At 63.9% G+C, this 16,422-nt stretch carries 15 protein-coding genes and 1 pseudogene; 10 read left to right on the plus strand and 6 right to left on the minus strand.

Annotation, left to right across the window (positions count from 1 at the left end):
• Window positions 1–57 precede the first annotated feature (57 nt).
• The 5 genes from TZ03_RS00180 (at window position 58) to TZ03_RS00200 (ending at window position 4,545) form a co-directional block, all read left to right on the plus strand.
• Window positions 58–618, plus strand: coding sequence for a carboxymuconolactone decarboxylase family protein (locus tag TZ03_RS00180; protein WP_046615469.1), 561 nt, complete (start codon window positions 58–60; stop codon window positions 616–618).
• Window positions 619–715: 97 nt separating this feature from the next.
• A complete protein-coding gene (locus TZ03_RS00185) occupies window positions 716–1,780 on the plus strand; it encodes an acyl-CoA dehydrogenase family protein (RefSeq protein WP_051094881.1) in 1,065 nt (354 codons plus the stop codon).
• Window positions 1,777–2,598, plus strand: a complete 822-nt coding sequence (locus TZ03_RS00190; RefSeq protein ID WP_051094882.1) for an ABC transporter ATP-binding protein — start codon at window positions 1,777–1,779, stop codon at window positions 2,596–2,598. Before TZ03_RS00185 ends, TZ03_RS00190 begins: the two co-directional genes overlap by 4 nt.
• Window positions 2,585–3,790 (plus strand): ABC transporter substrate-binding protein, encoded by a 1,206-nt coding sequence (locus TZ03_RS00195; protein ID WP_019096625.1) that lies wholly within the window; start codon window positions 2,585–2,587, stop codon window positions 3,788–3,790. Before TZ03_RS00190 ends, TZ03_RS00195 begins: the two co-directional genes overlap by 14 nt.
• A complete protein-coding gene (locus tag TZ03_RS00200) occupies window positions 3,790–4,545 on the plus strand; it encodes an ABC transporter permease (protein WP_051094883.1) in 756 nt (251 codons plus the stop codon). Before TZ03_RS00195 ends, TZ03_RS00200 begins: the two co-directional genes overlap by 1 nt.
• Before the next feature lie 110 nt (window positions 4,546–4,655).
• Here TZ03_RS00200 and TZ03_RS00205 read toward each other — a convergent pair whose 3' ends face one another.
• Window positions 4,656–5,342 (minus strand): GNAT family N-acetyltransferase, encoded by a 687-nt coding sequence (locus TZ03_RS00205; protein ID WP_051094884.1) that lies wholly within the window; start codon window positions 5,340–5,342, stop codon window positions 4,656–4,658.
• 80 nt (window positions 5,343–5,422) lie between these two features.
• Window positions 5,423–6,364, minus strand: coding sequence for an N-acetyl-gamma-glutamyl-phosphate reductase (argC, locus tag TZ03_RS00210; protein ID WP_051094885.1), 942 nt, complete (start codon window positions 6,362–6,364; stop codon window positions 5,423–5,425).
• A gap of 170 nt (window positions 6,365–6,534) precedes the next feature.
• Between argC and TZ03_RS00215 the strand changes: the two genes are divergently transcribed.
• Window positions 6,535–7,416 carry a LysR family transcriptional regulator gene (locus TZ03_RS00215; protein WP_051094886.1) on the plus strand — a complete coding sequence of 294 codons (882 nt, stop codon included), beginning with the start codon at window positions 6,535–6,537 and terminating at the stop codon, window positions 7,414–7,416.
• Window positions 7,417–7,523: 107 nt separating this feature from the next.
• Window positions 7,524–7,796: pseudogene (locus TZ03_RS00220) on the plus strand (hypothetical protein).
• A gap of 135 nt (window positions 7,797–7,931) precedes the next feature.
• On the opposite strand, the gene TZ03_RS00225 reads toward TZ03_RS00220, so the two are convergent.
• The gene (locus TZ03_RS00225) at window positions 7,932–8,582 is read right to left on the minus strand and encodes a TIGR04211 family SH3 domain-containing protein (protein ID WP_051094887.1); all 651 of its coding nucleotides are present in this window, start codon (window positions 8,580–8,582) and stop codon (window positions 7,932–7,934) included.
• Window positions 8,583–8,799: 217 nt separating this feature from the next.
• Between TZ03_RS00225 and TZ03_RS00230 the strand changes: the two genes are divergently transcribed.
• The gene (locus TZ03_RS00230) at window positions 8,800–9,279 is read left to right on the plus strand and encodes a VOC family protein (RefSeq protein WP_051094888.1); all 480 of its coding nucleotides are present in this window, start codon (window positions 8,800–8,802) and stop codon (window positions 9,277–9,279) included.
• Between the two features lie 353 nt (window positions 9,280–9,632).
• Here TZ03_RS00230 and TZ03_RS00235 read toward each other — a convergent pair whose 3' ends face one another.
• Window positions 9,633–10,526, minus strand: coding sequence for a dihydrodipicolinate synthase family protein (locus TZ03_RS00235; RefSeq protein ID WP_051094889.1), 894 nt, complete (start codon window positions 10,524–10,526; stop codon window positions 9,633–9,635).
• Between the two features lie 127 nt (window positions 10,527–10,653).
• Window positions 10,654–11,646 carry a LysR family transcriptional regulator gene (locus TZ03_RS00240; RefSeq protein ID WP_051094890.1) on the minus strand — a complete coding sequence of 331 codons (993 nt, stop codon included), beginning with the start codon at window positions 11,644–11,646 and terminating at the stop codon, window positions 10,654–10,656.
• 169 nt (window positions 11,647–11,815) lie between these two features.
• On the opposite strand from TZ03_RS00240, the gene TZ03_RS00245 reads away from it, so the two are divergent.
• Both TZ03_RS00245 and dddP read left to right on the plus strand, forming a co-directional pair.
• On the plus strand, window positions 11,816–13,045 hold the full coding sequence (locus TZ03_RS00245; protein ID WP_051094891.1) for an aromatic ring-hydroxylating oxygenase subunit alpha: 1,230 nt from the start codon (window positions 11,816–11,818) through the stop codon (window positions 13,043–13,045).
• Window positions 13,046–13,118: 73 nt separating this feature from the next.
• A complete protein-coding gene (dddP, locus tag TZ03_RS00250; protein WP_082056493.1) occupies window positions 13,119–14,465 on the plus strand; it encodes a dimethylsulfonioproprionate lyase DddP in 1,347 nt (448 codons plus the stop codon).
• Between the two features lie 165 nt (window positions 14,466–14,630).
• On the opposite strand, the gene TZ03_RS00255 is transcribed toward dddP, so the two are convergent.
• Window positions 14,631–16,376: a BCCT family transporter gene (locus TZ03_RS00255; RefSeq protein WP_051094892.1), complete on the minus strand. Its 1,746-nt coding sequence runs from the start codon at window positions 16,374–16,376 to the stop codon at window positions 14,631–14,633.
• Window positions 16,377–16,422: the final 46 nt, after the last annotated feature.

Here is a 16,422-nt window from a genome sequence, read left to right on the forward strand (position 1 = left end):
GGAGGGTACTTCTTATAACCAACAGACTGTAGTGACACCCATCAAGGAGACCACTCCATGTCCTCGCGCATTACTTTACACACTCTGCAGAGCGCCCCGGAAGCGGCCCGCCCGTTCCTCGAAAACGCCCAGAAGAACTCTGGCTTCATCCCCAACCTGCTGGGCGTGCTGGCCAACGCCCCGGCGGCGCTGGAAACCTACGTGACCGTTTCTGCGCTCAACGGCAAGTCCGAGCTGAGCCTGGCCGAGCGCGAAGTGGTGCAGTTGATTGCCGCCACCCAACATGGCTGCGACTTCTGTGTCGCCGGCCACACGGCCGTGGCGCTGAACAAGGCCAAGCTGCCGCAGGAAGTGGTCGATGCCCTGCGTGCCCGCGGCGAGCTGCCCGATGCCCGTTACGAAACCCTGGCCGCGTTCGCCCGCGAAGTGATCGCCACCCGTGGCAATGTCAGCGAGGCCACCTACCAGGCCTTCCGCGCGGCCGGCTTCAGCGAAGGCAATGCCCTGGAAGTGATTCTGGGGGTGAGCCTCGCAACCCTGTGCAACTTTGCTAATGTGTTCGCCCAGACACCGCTGAACGACGAGCTTGGCAAGTATCGCTGGCAGCCTTCTGCGTAGTCCGCATGGGGCCGGCCGTGCCGCGCTCGTTGTAGGAGCGGCCTTGTGCCGCGAATGGGCCGCCAAGCGGCCCCGGCGTTTTCAAAGGAGCAAGAACATGCATGACTGCGCATTTCGACAATGGCTGGATGCCAATGCCGAGGCTATCGACCAGGGCCTGTGCGAGCCGCAGCTGGTCCTGACGCAGATCGCCGAATCGCAGCTGTTGCGCATCGGTGTCGACCCGGCGCAGGGTGGCACCGGCGGGCAGGTTACCGATGCGGTCGAGGCCATCGCCGCCATCGCCAGCCGCTCATTGGCAGCGGCCTTCGTCTGCTGGGGCCAGCGCGCCTTTATCGAGTACCTGTTGCACAGCCCCAACCAGCCGCTGCGCGAGCGCCTGCTGCCGCGCCTGCTGACCGGCGAACTGGCCGGCGCTACCGGGTTGTCCAACGCCATGAAGTTCCTGTCCGGGATCGAAGCGCTGCAGGTGCGTGGCCGCCCCGCGGCCGAGGGTTGGCACTTGGAAGGGCGCCTGCACTGGGTGACCAACCTGCGCAAGAGTGGTTTCGTGGTGGCGGCGGCCATCGAAGACGAAAACGGTGGCACGCCGTTCGTGCTGGCCATTCCCTCCGACGTCCAAGGCCTGGAGCGCTCCGACGACCTGCAACTGATGGGGCTGCAATCGAGCAATACCGCGGCACTGGCCTTCCATCAGGTAGCGTTGGGCCAGGACTGGTTGCTGCACGAAAATGCCCGTGAGTTCCTGCCCCGGGTACGCCCGGCGTTCCTGGCGCTGCAGTGCGGCATGGCCATCGGCCTGGCGCGGCGGGCGCTGGAGGAAGTGCAAGCACACCTGCATGGCCGTGGCTCGTTCCTCGACGAAGCCCGACAGGTGCTCGGCGAGCGCCTGGAGAACACCGTCAGCGAGCTCAAGCAAGGCCTGCTCGACGGCCGCTTCCTGCAGCAGCCAGCGGCCTTGTTCAAGCTGCGCATCACCCTGGCCGAAAGTGCTGCCGATGCGGTGCAGCTGGAGTTGCAGGCCAGTGGCGGCAAGGCCTACCTCAGCGAGTACGGCGAAGGTTTTGCCCGCCGCTGGCGCGAATCGGCCTTCGTGCCGATCGTCACGCCCAGCCTGGTGCAACTGCGTGCCGAACTGCAACGGCAGGCGGGCGCGGCATGAGCCCAGTATTGCTCGAAGCCCGCGACATCAGCCTGGGCTACCCGCGCGAGGGTGGCTGGCAGGAGGTGCTGGCGCAGTTCGACCTGCAACTGGTACCGGGCGAAGTGGTGAGCATCCTCGGCCCCAGTGGTGTTGGCAAGTCCAGCCTGTTGCGGGTGCTGGCCGGCCTGCAGCAGCCCCGTGGTGGCAGCGTGACCTTGCACGGCCAGCCGCTGCAGGGGCCGCATCCACGCCTGGCAGTGGCCTTCCAAGACCCCAGCCTGTTGCCCTGGCTGAGTCTGGAGAAGAACGTTGCCTTCGGCCTGGATTTCGCCCGCCAACCCAAGCTGGCCGCTGCCGAGCGGCGCGCGCGCGTCGACCACGCAATCGCTGCCGTGGGCCTGGCCCACGCCCGTAGCCAGTACCCGGCGCAATTGTCCGGCGGCATGGCCCAGCGTACCGCACTGGCCCGCTGCCTGGCCCGCCAGCCCGAGGTGCTGTTGCTCGACGAGCCGTTCGGTGCCCTGGATGAAGTGACCCGGGCCGACATGCAGCAACTGCTGCTGCAATTGATCGCCACCCACAACACGGCAGCGGTGTTGATTACCCACGATATCGACGAAGCGCTGCTGCTGTCCGACCGGGTCCTGCTACTGGGCAATCACCCAGCGCATATCCTCGGCCAGTGGCACATCGACCTGCCACAACCCCGGACGCAGCGGGTCGAAGAACTGGGCGCCCTGCGCATCGAAATCCTCAAAACCCTTCGGCGGGCAAGCCGCACAGTCGAACCTACCCCAACCCCGTTGCCCTCGGAGACTGTCCATGTGCATGGATGACTGCTGTTCCTCTTCTTCGCGTCGCGATTTCCTCAAACTCGGCGCCATGCTCACGGCGGCCGGTGCGCTGCCTTTGTTGTCGAGCCTGCAGGCCCGCGCCGCTGCCGAACCGGACGCGCCGGTGCGTATCGGCTACCTGCCAATTACCGACGCCACGCCGCTGCTGGTGGCACACAACAACGGCCTGTTCGAGGCCGAAGGCATCAAGGCCGAGCGGCCAGTGCTGCTGCGCAGCTGGGCACAGGTGATCGAGGCGTTCATTTCCGGCCAGGTCAACGTCATCCACCTGCTGTCGCCGATGACCGTGTGGGCCCGCTACGGCAGCAAGGTGCCGGCCAAGGTGGTGGCCTGGAACCACGTGGGCGGTTCGGGTCTGACCGTGGCGCCGGACATCACTGACATGAAACAACTGGGCGGCAAGACCGTGGCCATCCCGTTCTGGTACTCGATCCACAACGTGGTGCTGCAGCAGATGCTCAACGACAACGGCCTGACCCCCGTGTCGAAGCCAGCCAACGCGCAACTGGCCGCCAACGAGGTCAACCTGCTGGTGCTGCCGCCATCCGACATGCCCCCGGCGCTGGCCAGCAAGCGCATCGCCGGCTACATCGTCGCCGAACCGTTCAACGCCCTGGCCGAAAATCTCAAGGTTGGCCGCGTGCAGCGCTTTACCGGCGATGTGTGGCGCAACCACGCCTGCTGCGTGGTGTTCATGCACGAACATGACCTGAACAACCGCCCGGAGTGGTCGCAGAAGGTGGTCAACGCCATCGTCAAGGCCCAGCACTGGACCCGTGACCACCGCGCCGAAGCCGCCGCCTTGCTGTCCAAGGCCGGCCCCAACAAATACACCCCGCATGAACCTGCGGTACTGACCAAGGTGCTGGCGCCGGCCGCCGAGGACCGTGCTGGCTACATTGCCAGTGGTGCCATCCGCCATCAGCAGTGGGATGAGAAGCGCATCGATTTCCAGCCTTATCCGTTCCCGAGCTACACCGAAGAGCTGGTCAAACGCCTGAAAACCACCCTGATCGAAGGCGACAACGCGTTCCTGGCAGGGCTGGACCCGGCGCAAACCGCCCGCGACCTGGTCGACGATCGCTTCGTGCGCAACGCCATCGCCGCAGTCGGTGGGCCGTCGGTGTTCGGCATCGCCGACAATTTCGAGCGTAGCGAGGAGTTTGCAGTCTGATGCGCACGCATGTCGTACACGCCAGCCTTGGTCTGGCCGGGTTGCTGGGCTTGTTGCTGTTGTGGTGGGCCGGTGTTGCCGTGTTCGGCCAGGCCGATGGCCTGTCGGCGCGCTTTTCGCCGGCGGCGACCCTGGCCAGCCTGGTCGAGTTGCTGGGGCAGGGCGAGGTCTACGGGCATATCTGGGTCAGCCTCGAGCGCATCCTGGTCGGGCTGCTGCTGGCGTTGCTGATTGGCGTGCCGCTGGGCTTGCTGGTAGGCAGTTACCGGCATCTGGAGGCGGCGACCACGCCGGCGTTCCAGTTCCTGCGCATGATTTCGCCCCTGTCGTGGATGCCGGTGGTGGTGATGCTGATGGGCGTGGGTGACCAGCCGATCTACTTCTTGCTGGCGTTTGCCGCGTTGTGGCCGATCTTGCTGAACACCGCGGCAGGGGTAAGGCAGCTGGATCCGCGCTGGCTGCAGTTGAGCCGCAGTTTGAGCGCCACGCGCTGGGAAACCTTGTGCAAGGTGATCGTGCCCGGGGTGATCGGCCATGTGCTGACCGGCGTGCGCCTGGCCATCGGCATTCTGTGGATTGTACTGGTGCCGTGCGAAATGCTTGGGGTGAGTGCAGGGCTAGGGTATTTCATTCTCGATACCCGTGACCGGCTGGCGTATTCCGAGCTGATGGCGATGGTGTTGCTGATCGGCGTGCTGGGGTTCGTGCTCGATGCCCTGGCGCGCGGACTGCATCGGCGCTGGGTGCATGGCTGAGGGGCCAGTGTGGCTTGTTCGCGGGCTTGCCCGCTCCCACAGGTTATCACCGACCTTGGGCCTTGTGATATTCCTGTGGGAGCGGGCAAGCCCGCGAATAGGCCCTCGAATCAATGCACGGTCTTGCGCTGCCTTACACATTCCTGGGCTTGAATAGCCAACTCATCCAGCCGCTCATCGCGCATCTGTTCCGCTTCGATCATCGCATCCTCTCCCTGCTGGTTAAGCAGGTAGGTATGAATCTGCAGCACCTCAGCCGTCTGGTAGATCGGCGCAATGTCCAGCCGCCCGATCAACGCGCCACTGGCCTGCCCGGTACTGCTCATCAGCACCTGCGGCCCATTGGCGGCCACCACCTGCATGCCCATCGCCTCGAACCACGGCACCTGGCTGGCGAAGGCATTCAGCTCCACGCAGGCATGGCGCCTCTGCAGGTCGCCCAGCAGGGCACGGGCGATGCCCTGGCGGCGATGGCTGGAATGCACGGCAAGAAACGCCAGCGCGCACGCCTGCTGATCATCTTCGGCTGGCAGTGACAGGGCAAAGCCCAGCAACTGCTCCGGTGCTTCGGCATCCAGCGCCAGGGTCAGCGTCACGGCCAGGCCGCGGGTGCCGTCCAGCGCTTGCAGGTACTGGTGCACTTCCATGCCGACGCCGTACTGGTACAGCGGGTACAACGGGTTGTCGGCAGTGATGGCGACACTGCTCAGTTCGCCGACATTGTGGATCACCAGCTCGCGGATCTGGTTCTGGAAAGATTCGGGCGGCACGCTGTCGAGGCGGCTGAGGATGAACATCGGGGGACGGGCTCCGGCGGGTGGGGATACAGCCCGCGTCGTGTCGGCGCGGGTTGTACAGTCTAACCGGTTTTGCCGTCTCAGCCTTGCGCCTGAAGTGCACCGAGCATCAGGTCGAGGTTTTGCACCGCAGCGCCTGAGGCGCCTTTGCCCAGGTTGTCGAACACCGCGGTGAGCAATATCTGGCCATGTTCGCGGTTGGCGTATAGCGCCAGGCGCAGATCGTTGCTGTCGTTCAACGCTTCGGGGTCGAGGTTTGCCGCCGCGCCGTGCTGGTGCAGGGGCATCACCTGGACGTGGCGGGCGCCCTGGTAGTGCTGCTCCAGGCAGGCCTGCAGCTGTTCGGCGCTGACCTGGCCTGGCAGCAGGCGCAACTGCAGCGGGATGCTCAGCACGATGCCCTGGCGGTAGGCGCCGTAGCCGGGCATGAACATCGGCCGTGCCGATAACCCAGCGTGCTGCTGGATCTCCGGTACGTGCTTGTGCGCCAGCTCCAGGCCGTACAACTGCAGGGCCGGGGCTTTGTCTGCGCCGGGTTGTTCATGCCGTTCGACTGCCGCGCGGCCGCCGCCGGAATAGCCAGAAATGGCGTGAATGTTCAGCGGGTAGTCTGCGGGCAGCAAGTTGGCCTTGACCAGCGGCCGTAGCAGGGCGATGGCCCCGGTGGGGTAGCAGCCGGGGTTGCTGACACGCTTGCTTTGCGCGATGCGCTCGGCTTGCTGCTCGTCAAGCTCCGGCAGGCCATAGACCCAGCCTGGAGTGGTGCGGTGTGCGGAGCTGGCGTCGATCACCCGCACCTGCGGGTTATGAATCGCCGCCACGGCCTCACGGGCGGCGGCGTCGGGCAGGCACAGCAGGGCGATGTCGGCGCTGTTGATCGCTTCGCGGCGGCGCTGTGGGTCTTTGCGCTCGGCTTCGGGCAAGGTCAGCAGGCGCAGGTCGGTGCGGCCTTGCAGGCGGGTATGGATCTGCAGGCCGGTGGTGCCTTGGTCGCCGTCGATGAAGACAACAGGGGTGTGCATGGTTGGAGTCCGGGCGGGGAGGGATGACCTATGTTCGTTGGTGGCTTTGATAAAGGAAATTTGAATATGATGATCGACGTATTCAGTTTTTCTGTATGTGTTCTTTTGTGCCAGCCCTTTCGCGGGTATATCGGCACCTCGATTCACTCGCGAACAGGCCGGTACTGACTATGCGCGAAATCAGCCTCGACCGCCTGCGCACGCTAGTGGTCATCAGCGACCTGGGCTCGTTTGCCGAGGCTGCTCGCCAGCTCAACCTGGCGCCACCCACCATCAGCCTGCACGTGGCCGAGCTGGAGGCGCGTATCGGCGCGCCGTTGCTCAGCCGCACCCGTGGCCAGGTGCGGCCCACGGCTATCGGTGAAACGCTACTGGCCCGCGCCCGCCGCCTGCTGGCTGACGCCGATCTGGCGCTGGACGAAGTACGTCGTCAGGTCGAAGGCCTGACCGGGCGGGTACGCCTGGGCGCATCCACCGGTGCCATCGCCCATCTGCTGCCTCAAGCGTTGGCGCGCCTGCGGGTAGAACACCCGGGGATCGATGTGCAGGTGCAGGTGCTGACCTCTCAGGCATCGTTTGCGCGCTTGCGCGAGGGTACGCTGGATATCGGCCTGGTGGCCTTGCCGCAGATGGCTGGCAAAGGGCTGACGGTCAGCCCCTGGCGGCGCGACCCGATCCTGGCCTACGTACCGGCCGACTGGCAGCCGCCGACCAGGGTCACACCGGCCTGGCTGGCGCAACGGGCGTTGATCCTCAATGACAGCAGCACCCAACTGTCGCGGGTGACTGGCGAGTGGTTTGCGGCGGCGGGCCTGTACCCCGAACCGCGCATCGAGCTGAACTACAACGATGCGATCAAAAGCCTGGTCGGCGCCGGGTATGGGGCAACGTTGTTGCCGCAGGAGGGCGAGGCGGCCGAGTTGGACCGGCGCATTGCCCGCCGGCCGCTGCGGCCGGGGCTGTGGCGGCAGTTGGGGATCGCTTGCCGGGAAGGGCAGGTGGAACGGGCCACGGGGTATGTGTTGCAGGCGTTGGCGCGGTTGCGCCAGTGAGAATACTGGGCTGAGGTGGTGCGGGGCAGGCACGGGGCAACTATGCTTTTTGCTGCGTCGAGCTGAATGCACCTCGATGAACCTTATGGTTTCCAGGAGAACGGCCCATGAAATCCATGACATGCATACCTTTGCTGGTGATTGCCTCCGTCCTCAGTTTTGCCGCACACGCAGACCCTGCGAGCAACTGTGCGGCCAAGATCAAGGAGCTTGAAGACATCAAGAAAACCGATGGGTAGGCCCTGCACGGCGGCATGGCGCATGACTACCACGAGCTGTTGAAGCAGGCCAAGGAAGGGCAGGCGGCCGGCGACATGACCAAGTGCCAGGCCTCGGCTGACCGGGCCAAGACCATCTACAACAAGGCGCGTGGGAAGTAGCCCATCACAATTGCCGGTGGCGACTTCTTCGCGGGTAAACCCGCTCCCACAGGTACGCCACTGTCCTCAGCTCCAGTGATTTCCCTGTGGGAGCGGGTTTACCCGCGAAGAGGCCAGTGCAGGCCAACGCCGCTATCAGAACCAGCGATCGTTCTTCTTGCGCCCACGGGTCAGCGCCGGCAGAATCAGCCCCGCCAACAAGCCCGCACCGGCAATGCTGCCGCCGTACACCATGTAGCGCATCATCACCTGCTTGTTCTCATCCCCCAGGCGCGCCTGGGTATCGCGCAGCTTCGACTGGCTCTGGTCGAGCTGCTCGCTCAGTGTTTTGTTGCGCGCCTCCAGTTCGTCGATCAGCTTCTTGCGCGAATCAAGCGTTTCCTGCATGCCCTGCACGCGGTTCTTCCAGCTGTCGTCGATGGTCTTCAACTGCCCGGTCAGCTCTGCGACCTGGGTATCAAGCTGCGGCAGGCGTTCGTTTTGCCCAGGTACTGCCTGCAGGTCGTTGCTGAGGATCCACACCACATCGCCGTTCTGTCCGCGCACCTGGCTGTAGTTGCCCTGGCTGCCGAGCAAGGTCAGCTTCTGCCCTGACTTGAGCGTGCCGACGATGCGGTGGCCGTCAGTCGGGCCGCTACGCACGTAGGTGCTCAGGCTGTCGCTGACCCAGCGTGCGTCGCTGGCAGGCTCTTCGGCGTGCACCGGTGCGGCAAGGGCTACCAGGGCGGCAATCAGGCTGCCGCGCAGGACAGGGAGGGCGGAAGCAGTTGGGCGGAAATCGGGCATGTTGGGTCTTCGCTGAAACAGGACAAAAGTAGGCCCGGCGACTGGGCCGATGAACCGGTCGGTGAGTTGACCGTCAGCCAAAGACCGTATTTTTGTCAGCAGGTTCATCACCGGATATCGGAAATATCTGCAGGATGTTGCAGAGCAGCCTGGATTTTCAAAGGCACTCCAGCCAGGAACTAGACTCAAGGGTTCACTTCGTTCATGGAGCAAGGCCATGACTGCCAAGAACACCATCTGCCTCTGGTACGACAACGATGCCGAAGATGCGGCGAACTTCTATGCCAGCGTCTTTCCCGACAGCAGCGTGATTGCCTTGCACAAGGCACCGAGTGATTACCCATCGGGCAAGGAAGGCGACGTGATCACCGTCGAGTTCACCGTCATGGGCATTCCCTGCGTGGGGCTCAATGGCGGCAAGACGTTCAGGCATTGTGAGGCGTTTTCGTTCCAGGTCAGCACCGAGGACCAGGCCGAGACCGACCGTTTGTGGGACGCCATTGTCGGCAACGGTGGCGAGGCGAGCGTTTGTGGCTGGTGCAAGGACAAATGGGGGATTTCCTGGCAGATCACCCCGCGCATTCTTATCGAAGCTATCGGCCACCCCGATCGGGCAGCGGCCAAGCGCGCGTTCGAGGCGATGATGCAGATGGGCAAGATCGATGTGGCCACCATAGAGGCGGCGTTGAAGGGGTAGGGTGGGCTTGGCTGTGGGAGCCGCTTTCTTGCATTGCCTGTACTGGCCTCATCGCCGGCAAGCCAGCTCCCACAGGGACCGCGAAAAGCTTGAGGTCTGCCCTGTTCCTGTGAGAGCCGCTTTCTTACATTGCCTGTACTGGCCTCATCGCCGGCAAGCCAGCTCCCACAGGGACCGCGCAAAGCTTGAGGTCTGCACTGTTCCTGTGGGAGCCGCTTTCTTGCATTGCCTGTACTGGCTTCATCGCCGGCAAGCCAGCTCCCACAGGGACCGCGAAAAGCTTGAGGTCTGCACTGTTCCTGTGGGAGCCCGGCTTGCCGGCGATGGGCCGAACTTGGTCTTGGCTCCTGGCATCAGGCCTGGCTGGATTCGCGGGCAATCAGCTCGCCCAGTGCTGCTTGCAGTGCGCCGTGCTTGTCGCTCGCCAGGCGTGCCAGGGGCCGACGCGGGTTGCCTGCGCCATAACCGGTCAGCTCGGCACCGGCGTATACCGACTGCACGTAGTCGCCTTGCCAGATCAGCGACATGACCGGTTCCAGCGCACGCCAGATCTCCCGGGCGCGTTCCCACTGTTGTTCCAGCGCCGCGTTGACGAAGGCCACGCAGGTGCGTGGGGCCATGTTGGCCCCCCCCCAGATCAGCCCGGCGGCACCGGCATACAGGGCGTAGGCGGCCAGCGGGTCGGCACCGTTCATGGTCGGCAGGCCGGTGCGGATCAGCGATGCCTGGGCTGCCAGGTCGCCGCTGCTGTCCTTGACCGACACGAAGTTGGGAATTTCGCTGAGCTTGGCGAACAGCTGCGGGGTAACTTCAACGCCAACCGCCTGCGGCACGTTGTAACCAATGATCGGCAAGCCGGCCTCGGCCACCGTGGCGTAGAAATCGATGATGCCCTGGTCGTCGGTCGGGCCTTCGAAGAACGGCGGCAACACCATCACGCCATCGGCACCACAGTCGGCGGCGTGGCGGGTGCGTTCGAGCACTTCGTCGGCCAGCAGTGCGGAAGTCTGGGCGATCACCTTGGCGCGGCCATCGATGACTTTGGCGCCGAAGGCCACCAGTTGCCTGGACTCGTCCTTGCTCAGGTATACGTGCATGCCGGTGCCGGAGCTGAGCACGAAGCCGTGTACGCCAGCGCTAATGTAGCGCTCGATCAGTTGTTCGAAGCGGGGGTAGTCGACCTTGCCCTGGGCATCGAACGGGGTAGTGATGGCCAGGTTGACGCCGGGGAACTGGAATGCAGACATGCTTGACCTCTTGTTATTACTTTGCCCCAAAGTGCAGTGCAAGTTGTTTTGCGCTGTTGCTGGAAGGTTAGTGAGGCAACGGGTTTCGATACAGCGACATTTACGCAGCCAAACCGATGAGCTTTTGTTATGCCTGTGTATCGGCGTCGATATCTTCATGCAGCGACCAGTCGAACTGGTCGGTCAGCCAGTCGCGTACCTTGCAGCAGCTGGCGTCACGGGCTTTGGCCTCAGCCACGCTCAGGTAGTGCAGGGTGTCACGGTGCACCAATGTTTCCTGCACCGGGCGTACCAGCAGGCCTTTCTCCACCAGTGGTGCAACCAGGTAGTGCCAGCCCAGCGCCACGCCCTGGTGGTTCTGTGCCAGTTGCAGCAGCAGGCTGAAGTCGTTGGCGTTGAACAGCAGCGGCGCCTCGACGGCGCGGCAATTGAGGTCGATGTCCTGGTAGGCGAACCAGACTTTCCAGTCCACATGCTCGGCCACCTGCGAGCGGCCGAACGGGCTGAGGTTGAGCAGGGCCGTGTCGCGCAGGCCTTCCAGGCTGCTGATCTGCGGGTGTTGCTCGAGGTATTGCGGGGTACACACCGGGTAGATCACATCGCAAACCAGTGGCTGGCTGAAATAGCCTTCGCCGCTCTTGGCCATCTTGCAGATGAGGATGTCCGGGGTGACGCCGTTTTCCATGGTCAGGAAGTTTTGCGTCACCACGATGCTCAGGTCGATTTCCGGGTAGGCCTCGAAGAACGACGGTAACTTCGGCCCCAGCCAGAAGTTGGCAAAGGCCGGCGAGCAGCACAGGGTCACCTGCTGCTTGGGGCTTTCGGTATGGCGGATGCGCTCGGCGGCCTGGGCGATGTTGGTGAACGACAACTGCACCGCATCGTAGAAGATCGAACCCGCCGGGGTCAGCTCCACCGCGCGCCCGGCGCGGTTGAACAACTCGGCCCCCAGGTGCAGTTCAAGGTCGCGGATCTGCCGGCTGATTGCTGCCTGGGTCACGCACAGGGCTTCGGCCGCGCGAGTGAAGTTCTGGTAGCGGGCGGCGGCGACGAAGGCCTTGACCGCACGCAGGGACGGCATCTTGATCAAGGTCTGATCGGGTTCGGTGTGCTTGACCATACGTTTTGGTAATCAATTAGCCCTAGAAAATGTCGATTCTTCGAGTGTTGGCACTCGCCCTAGACTCAGGCAACAGCGAGGGTAGTTCGTTGTTCATTGAAAAGACTAACCCAATGAATAAGGGCCTTGAAGCGCCGCGCGGCAAGTGATTACCGGGAGCACAATAACAATGCAACAAAGCACCGATGTACTGGGCCTGATAAAACAACGCAAACCTCAACACGGCTTGCCGGGCGCCGCCTATAACGACTCGGACGTATACCGTCAGGATCTAGAGCAAATCTGGCACCGCGAATGGATCTTTGCCGGGCATACCTTCGAACTGGAGAAGCCTGGCCAGTACATTACCCTGCAGATCGGCGATTACCCGGTAGCGGTGGTGCGCGGCAGCGATGGCCAGGTACGCGCCTTCCACAACGCCTGCCGTCACCGCGGCTCCAAGGTGTGCACCGAGGCCAAGGGCAAGGTTGCCAAGCTGGTCTGCCCGTACCACAAGTGGACCTTCGAACTTGATGGCCGCCTGCTGTTCGCCGGCAACATGGGCGAGGGTTTCGACAATGCCGAGCACGGCCTGCTGCCGGTGCATTGCCAAGTGGTGCACAGCTACATCTACGTATGCGTGGCCAAGGTGGCGCCTGACTTCGAGAGGTTCCGCAGTGCCGTGTCGCCGTTCATTGGCCCGCATTACCTGGAAGATTGCAAGGTAGCCTTCGAGGCCAACCTGGTGGAGCAAGGCAACTGGAAGCTGGTGTTCGAGAACAACCGCGAGTGCTACCACTGCGATGGCACCCACCCCGAACTGCTCAACTCCTTTGTCGAGAACGTGTCGGTACAGGGCATCGGCGGTACCGAAGACCCGGAGCTGGCGGCGCACTGGAACGTCTGTGAAGCCAGTGGCCTGGCCAGCCGCCTGATCATGGACCCGGACGGCCAGTTCCGCATGACCCGCATTCCCCTCAACCATGGGGCCAGCAGCTACACCATGGACGGCAAGCCGGCAGTGGCCCGGCGCCTGGACCGCAGCGGCGTGGACAACATCGGGGCGTTGCTTTACTTCAACTACCCCTCAACCTGGAATCACTTTCTCGGCGACCATGCCCTGAGCTTCCGCGTGTTGCCGCAAGGGCCCGGGCAAACCCTGGTGACCACCCGCTGGCTGGTGCCCAAGGATGCCGAGGAAGGCGTGGACTATGACCTTGAACGCCTGACCAAGGTGTGGCTGGCCACCAACGACCAGGACCGCAGGCTGGTGGAAGGCACCCAGGTCGGCGTGACCTCGCCGGCGTACCAGCCAGGGCCATATTCGGCGGCGGTGGAGAATGGGGTGTGCCAGTTCGTCGACTGGTATTGCGAGCTGATGAGCCGACGCCTGGGTGAGGGGGCGGCGCGTATTGCATGAAGCCTAGGGCCGCAAAGCGGCCCCGATCCAACCGCTGTTTTCCAGACAATAAGACCAAGGAAATCCGCAAGCCATGATGACATCGCCGTTCTCGATCCCTGCTAACGCCCGCCGCATCGACCCGTCCCGCCAGCGTGCCGCCGCGCTCAAGGCCGATGGCTCGGTCGACGACAACGACCGCACCGAAATCGGTCCCACGCCGCTGGCCTTTGCCGAATGGGCCGCGCTCGGCCTGCAGGCGCCGCACCTGCCGAGCATGCGCGAGTACCGTTTGCAGCGCATCCGCGAACAGTTGGTGGCACGCGACCTCGGCGGCATCCTGCTGTTCGACCCGTTGAACATCCGCTACGCCACCGACACCACCAACATGCAGCTGTGGACCACCCACAACCCGGCGCGCGCCTGCTTCGTCGCCGCCAGCGGCCATGTGGTGCTGTGGGACTTCCACGGCTGCGACCACCTGTCCGCGCACTTGCCGCTGGTCAGCGAGCTGCGCAGTGGCGCATCGTTCTTCTACTTCGAAACCGGCGACCGCACCGACGAGCACGCCGCGCGCTTCTGTGCCCAGGTCGACGAATTGCTGCGTACCCACGCCGGCAACAACCGCCGCCTGGCAGTGGACCGCATCGAAGTCTCTGGCTTGCGTGCCCTCGATGCGCTGGGCGTGCAGGTGCATAACGGCCAGGAAGTGACCGAATTCGCCCGGCTGATCAAAGGCCCCGATGAAATCCTGGCCATGCGCTGCGCGGTGGCCGCCTGCGAGGCCTCGGTTGACGAAATGCGCCAGGCCATGCGCGCCGGCGCTACCGAGAACGATGTCTGGGCAGCGCTGCACAGCGGCAATATCCGCCGGGGTGGCGAGTGGATCGAAACCCGCATCCTCAGCTCCGGCCCGCGCACCAACCCCTGGTTCCAGGAGTGCGGCCCGCGGCTGCTCAGTGCTGGCGACCTATTGTCGTTCGACACCGACCTGGTCGGTGTGTATGGCTTCTGCGTGGACATGTCGCGCAGCTGGATCTGCGGCGACCTGGAGCCTACGGCCGAGCAGAAGCGCCTGTACCGCATCGCCCACGAGCACATCCACGTCAATGCCGAGATGGTCAAGCCTGGTGTGCGCTTCACCGAGCTCAGCCGTAACGGCCACCGCCTGCCCGAAAGCTGCCGCGCGCAGCGCTACGGGGTGATGTTCCATGGTGTGGGGTTGTGTGACGAGTACCCGAGCATTCGTTATCCGGAAGACCTTGAGGCCTATGGGTATGAAGGCGAACTGCAACCGGGCATGGCCCTGTGCGTGGAGGCCTATGTGGGCGAAGTGGGCGGGCGTGACGGCATCAAGCTGGAGAACCAGTTGCTGGTCACCGAAGACGGGTATGAGCTGTTGACCCATTACCCATTCGAGGACAGCTTCCTGCGCGATTGACTTGGCGAGACCGAGCCGGCTGGGCAATCGGTAATCCCTGTGGGAGCAACTGTCTTGTATTGCCTGGATTGGCCTCATCGCCGGCAAGCCAGCTCCCACAGGTATTGCACAGGGCTTAAGTCCTATGCGGTCAAGGTGGGAGCGGGCATGCCCGCGAACAGCCGTTCAGGTCTCGGATACTTCGCTTGTCGCCGCCGTCTTCACCGAAGCCTTCTTCTCCTGCACCACGATGTAGAACTCCTCGCCATGCTTGACCGCCCCATACAGCACGGCCTTTTCGATCAGCTCGTTGCCACGCAGGTGGCGCAGCATCATCGGGTCCTTGCGCAGGTCGCGGTACAGTGCCAGGCACAGCAGCACCATCACCACCACGAACGGCAGGGCCACGACGATGGTCAGGTTCTGCAGCCCGGTCAGCGCCTCGCCAGGGGCACGCGGGTCGCCGATCGCCAGCATGATCGCCGCCACCGTACCGGTCAGCGCACCCCAGAAAATCACCGTGCGCCGCGAGGGTGTGGTGGTGCCATGTTCCGACAGCGTGCCCATCACCAGCGACGCAGCGTCGGCACCGGAGACGAAGAAGATACCCACCAGGACCATCACCAGTACCGAGGTCGCCGAGGCCAGCGGGTAGCTGTCCAGCAACTGGTACAGTGCGTGGTTGCTGTTGACTGCGCCGTTGGCCAGCTGGAAGGCGCCGTCGCGCAGGGCGTCGATAGCCGCGCCGCCGAAGACGGTGAACCACACCAGGCTGACCAGGCTCGGCACCAGCAGCACCCCGGTGACGAACTGGCGGATGGTGCGGCCGCGGCTGATGCGGGCGATGAACATGCCCACGAACGGCGTCCAGGAAATCCACCAGGCCCAGTAGAACACGGTCCAGCCGGCCAGCCAGTCGTTCATCTGCTCGCCGCCGCTGGCGTTGGTGCGGGCCATCATTTCCGGCAGCATCTTGATGTAGATACCGATCGAGGTCGGCAACAGGTTGAGCATCAGCAGGGTCGGGCCGACCATGAACACGAACACCGCCAGTACCAGCGCCAGGACCATGTTGGTGTTGGACAGCCACTGGATGCCCTTGCCGATGCCCGACACCGCGGAGGTGACGAAGGCAATGGTCAGCAGGGTGATGATCGAGATGTAGAACAGTTTGCCGGGGCTTTCGATCCAGCCGTTGTATTCCAGGCCACCGGCGATCTGCAGCGCGCCCAGGCCCAGCGAGGCGGCCGAGCCGAACAGGGTGGCGAAGATCGCCATCATGTCGATCAGGCGGCCCAGCGGGCCGTTGGCGTGTTTGCCGATCAATGGCCGGAAGGCGGCAGAAATCAGCTGCGAGCGGCCGCGGCGGAAGGTGCCGTAGGCAATCACCAGGCCGACGATGGCGTACATGGCCCAGGGGTGCAGGGTCCAGTGGAACAACGTGGTGGCCATCGCCACCTGCATCGCTTCGCTCGATTGCCCAGTGGCCGACCCGGGCGGTGGCGATACATAGTGCGACAGTGGCTCGGCAACGCCGAAGAACATCAGGCCGATGCCCATGCCGGCGCTGAACATCATCGCTACCCAGGACACGGTGCGGAACTCTGGTTGTTCGCCATCACGCCCCAGTGGGACCCTGCCGTAACGGCTGGCGGCCAGCCACAACACGAACACCACGAACAGGGTCGAAGTCAGTACGAAGAACCAGCCGAAGTTGAGAATGACCCAGGATTGCGCGCTGGAGGCGCTGCTGGCGAGGCTGGCCTGGTTGAGGAAGCCCCAGAGGACGAAGGCAATGGCCAGGAGGCTGGTGAAACCAAAGACGATCCAGTCGAGCTTGCCCTCGAAATGCCGGTCCTGGCGGGCTTCTGCGGTTTTCGAGGGGTCCGTCACGCCTAGGTCGAACGTTTCGGTGATGTGTTCCTTTGCCATGAATGATGAGGCCCCTTTGTGGCTTACCTGCATGCGCAGGCTTGTT

It is taken from the genome of Pseudomonas sp. 10-1B, from assembly GCF_000935045.1.
Classification (GTDB): domain Bacteria; phylum Pseudomonadota; class Gammaproteobacteria; order Pseudomonadales; family Pseudomonadaceae; genus Aquipseudomonas.

Excerpts from the sequence above, each read along its gene's own strand:
- TZ03_RS00195 (WP_019096625.1), top strand. The coding sequence starts at position 2,585 with ATGTGCATGGATGACTGCTGTTCCTCTTCTTCGCGTCGCGATTTCCTC.
- TZ03_RS00180 (WP_046615469.1), top strand. The coding sequence starts at position 58 with ATGTCCTCGCGCATTACTTTACACACTCTGCAGAGCGCCCCGGAAGCG.
- dddP (WP_082056493.1), top strand. The coding sequence starts at position 13,119 with ATGATGACATCGCCGTTCTCGATCCCTGCTAACGCCCGCCGCATCGAC.
- TZ03_RS00190 (WP_051094882.1), top strand. The coding sequence starts at position 1,777 with ATGAGCCCAGTATTGCTCGAAGCCCGCGACATCAGCCTGGGCTACCCG.
- TZ03_RS00185 (WP_051094881.1), top strand. The coding sequence starts at position 716 with ATGCATGACTGCGCATTTCGACAATGGCTGGATGCCAATGCCGAGGCT.
- TZ03_RS00225 (WP_051094887.1), bottom strand. The coding sequence starts at position 8,582 with ATGCCCGATTTCCGCCCAACTGCTTCCGCCCTCCCTGTCCTGCGCGGC.
- TZ03_RS00230 (WP_051094888.1), top strand. The coding sequence starts at position 8,800 with ATGACTGCCAAGAACACCATCTGCCTCTGGTACGACAACGATGCCGAA.
- TZ03_RS00235 (WP_051094889.1), bottom strand. The coding sequence starts at position 10,526 with ATGTCTGCATTCCAGTTCCCCGGCGTCAACCTGGCCATCACTACCCCG.
- argC (WP_051094885.1), bottom strand. The coding sequence starts at position 6,364 with ATGCACACCCCTGTTGTCTTCATCGACGGCGACCAAGGCACCACCGGC.
- TZ03_RS00200 (WP_051094883.1), top strand. The coding sequence starts at position 3,790 with ATGCGCACGCATGTCGTACACGCCAGCCTTGGTCTGGCCGGGTTGCTG.
- TZ03_RS00215 (WP_051094886.1), top strand. The coding sequence starts at position 6,535 with ATGCGCGAAATCAGCCTCGACCGCCTGCGCACGCTAGTGGTCATCAGC.
- TZ03_RS00240 (WP_051094890.1), bottom strand. The coding sequence starts at position 11,646 with ATGGTCAAGCACACCGAACCCGATCAGACCTTGATCAAGATGCCGTCC.
- TZ03_RS00245 (WP_051094891.1), top strand. The coding sequence starts at position 11,816 with ATGCAACAAAGCACCGATGTACTGGGCCTGATAAAACAACGCAAACCT.
- TZ03_RS00205 (WP_051094884.1), bottom strand. The coding sequence starts at position 5,342 with ATGTTCATCCTCAGCCGCCTCGACAGCGTGCCGCCCGAATCTTTCCAG.
- TZ03_RS00255 (WP_051094892.1), bottom strand. The coding sequence starts at position 16,376 with ATGGCAAAGGAACACATCACCGAAACGTTCGACCTAGGCGTGACGGAC.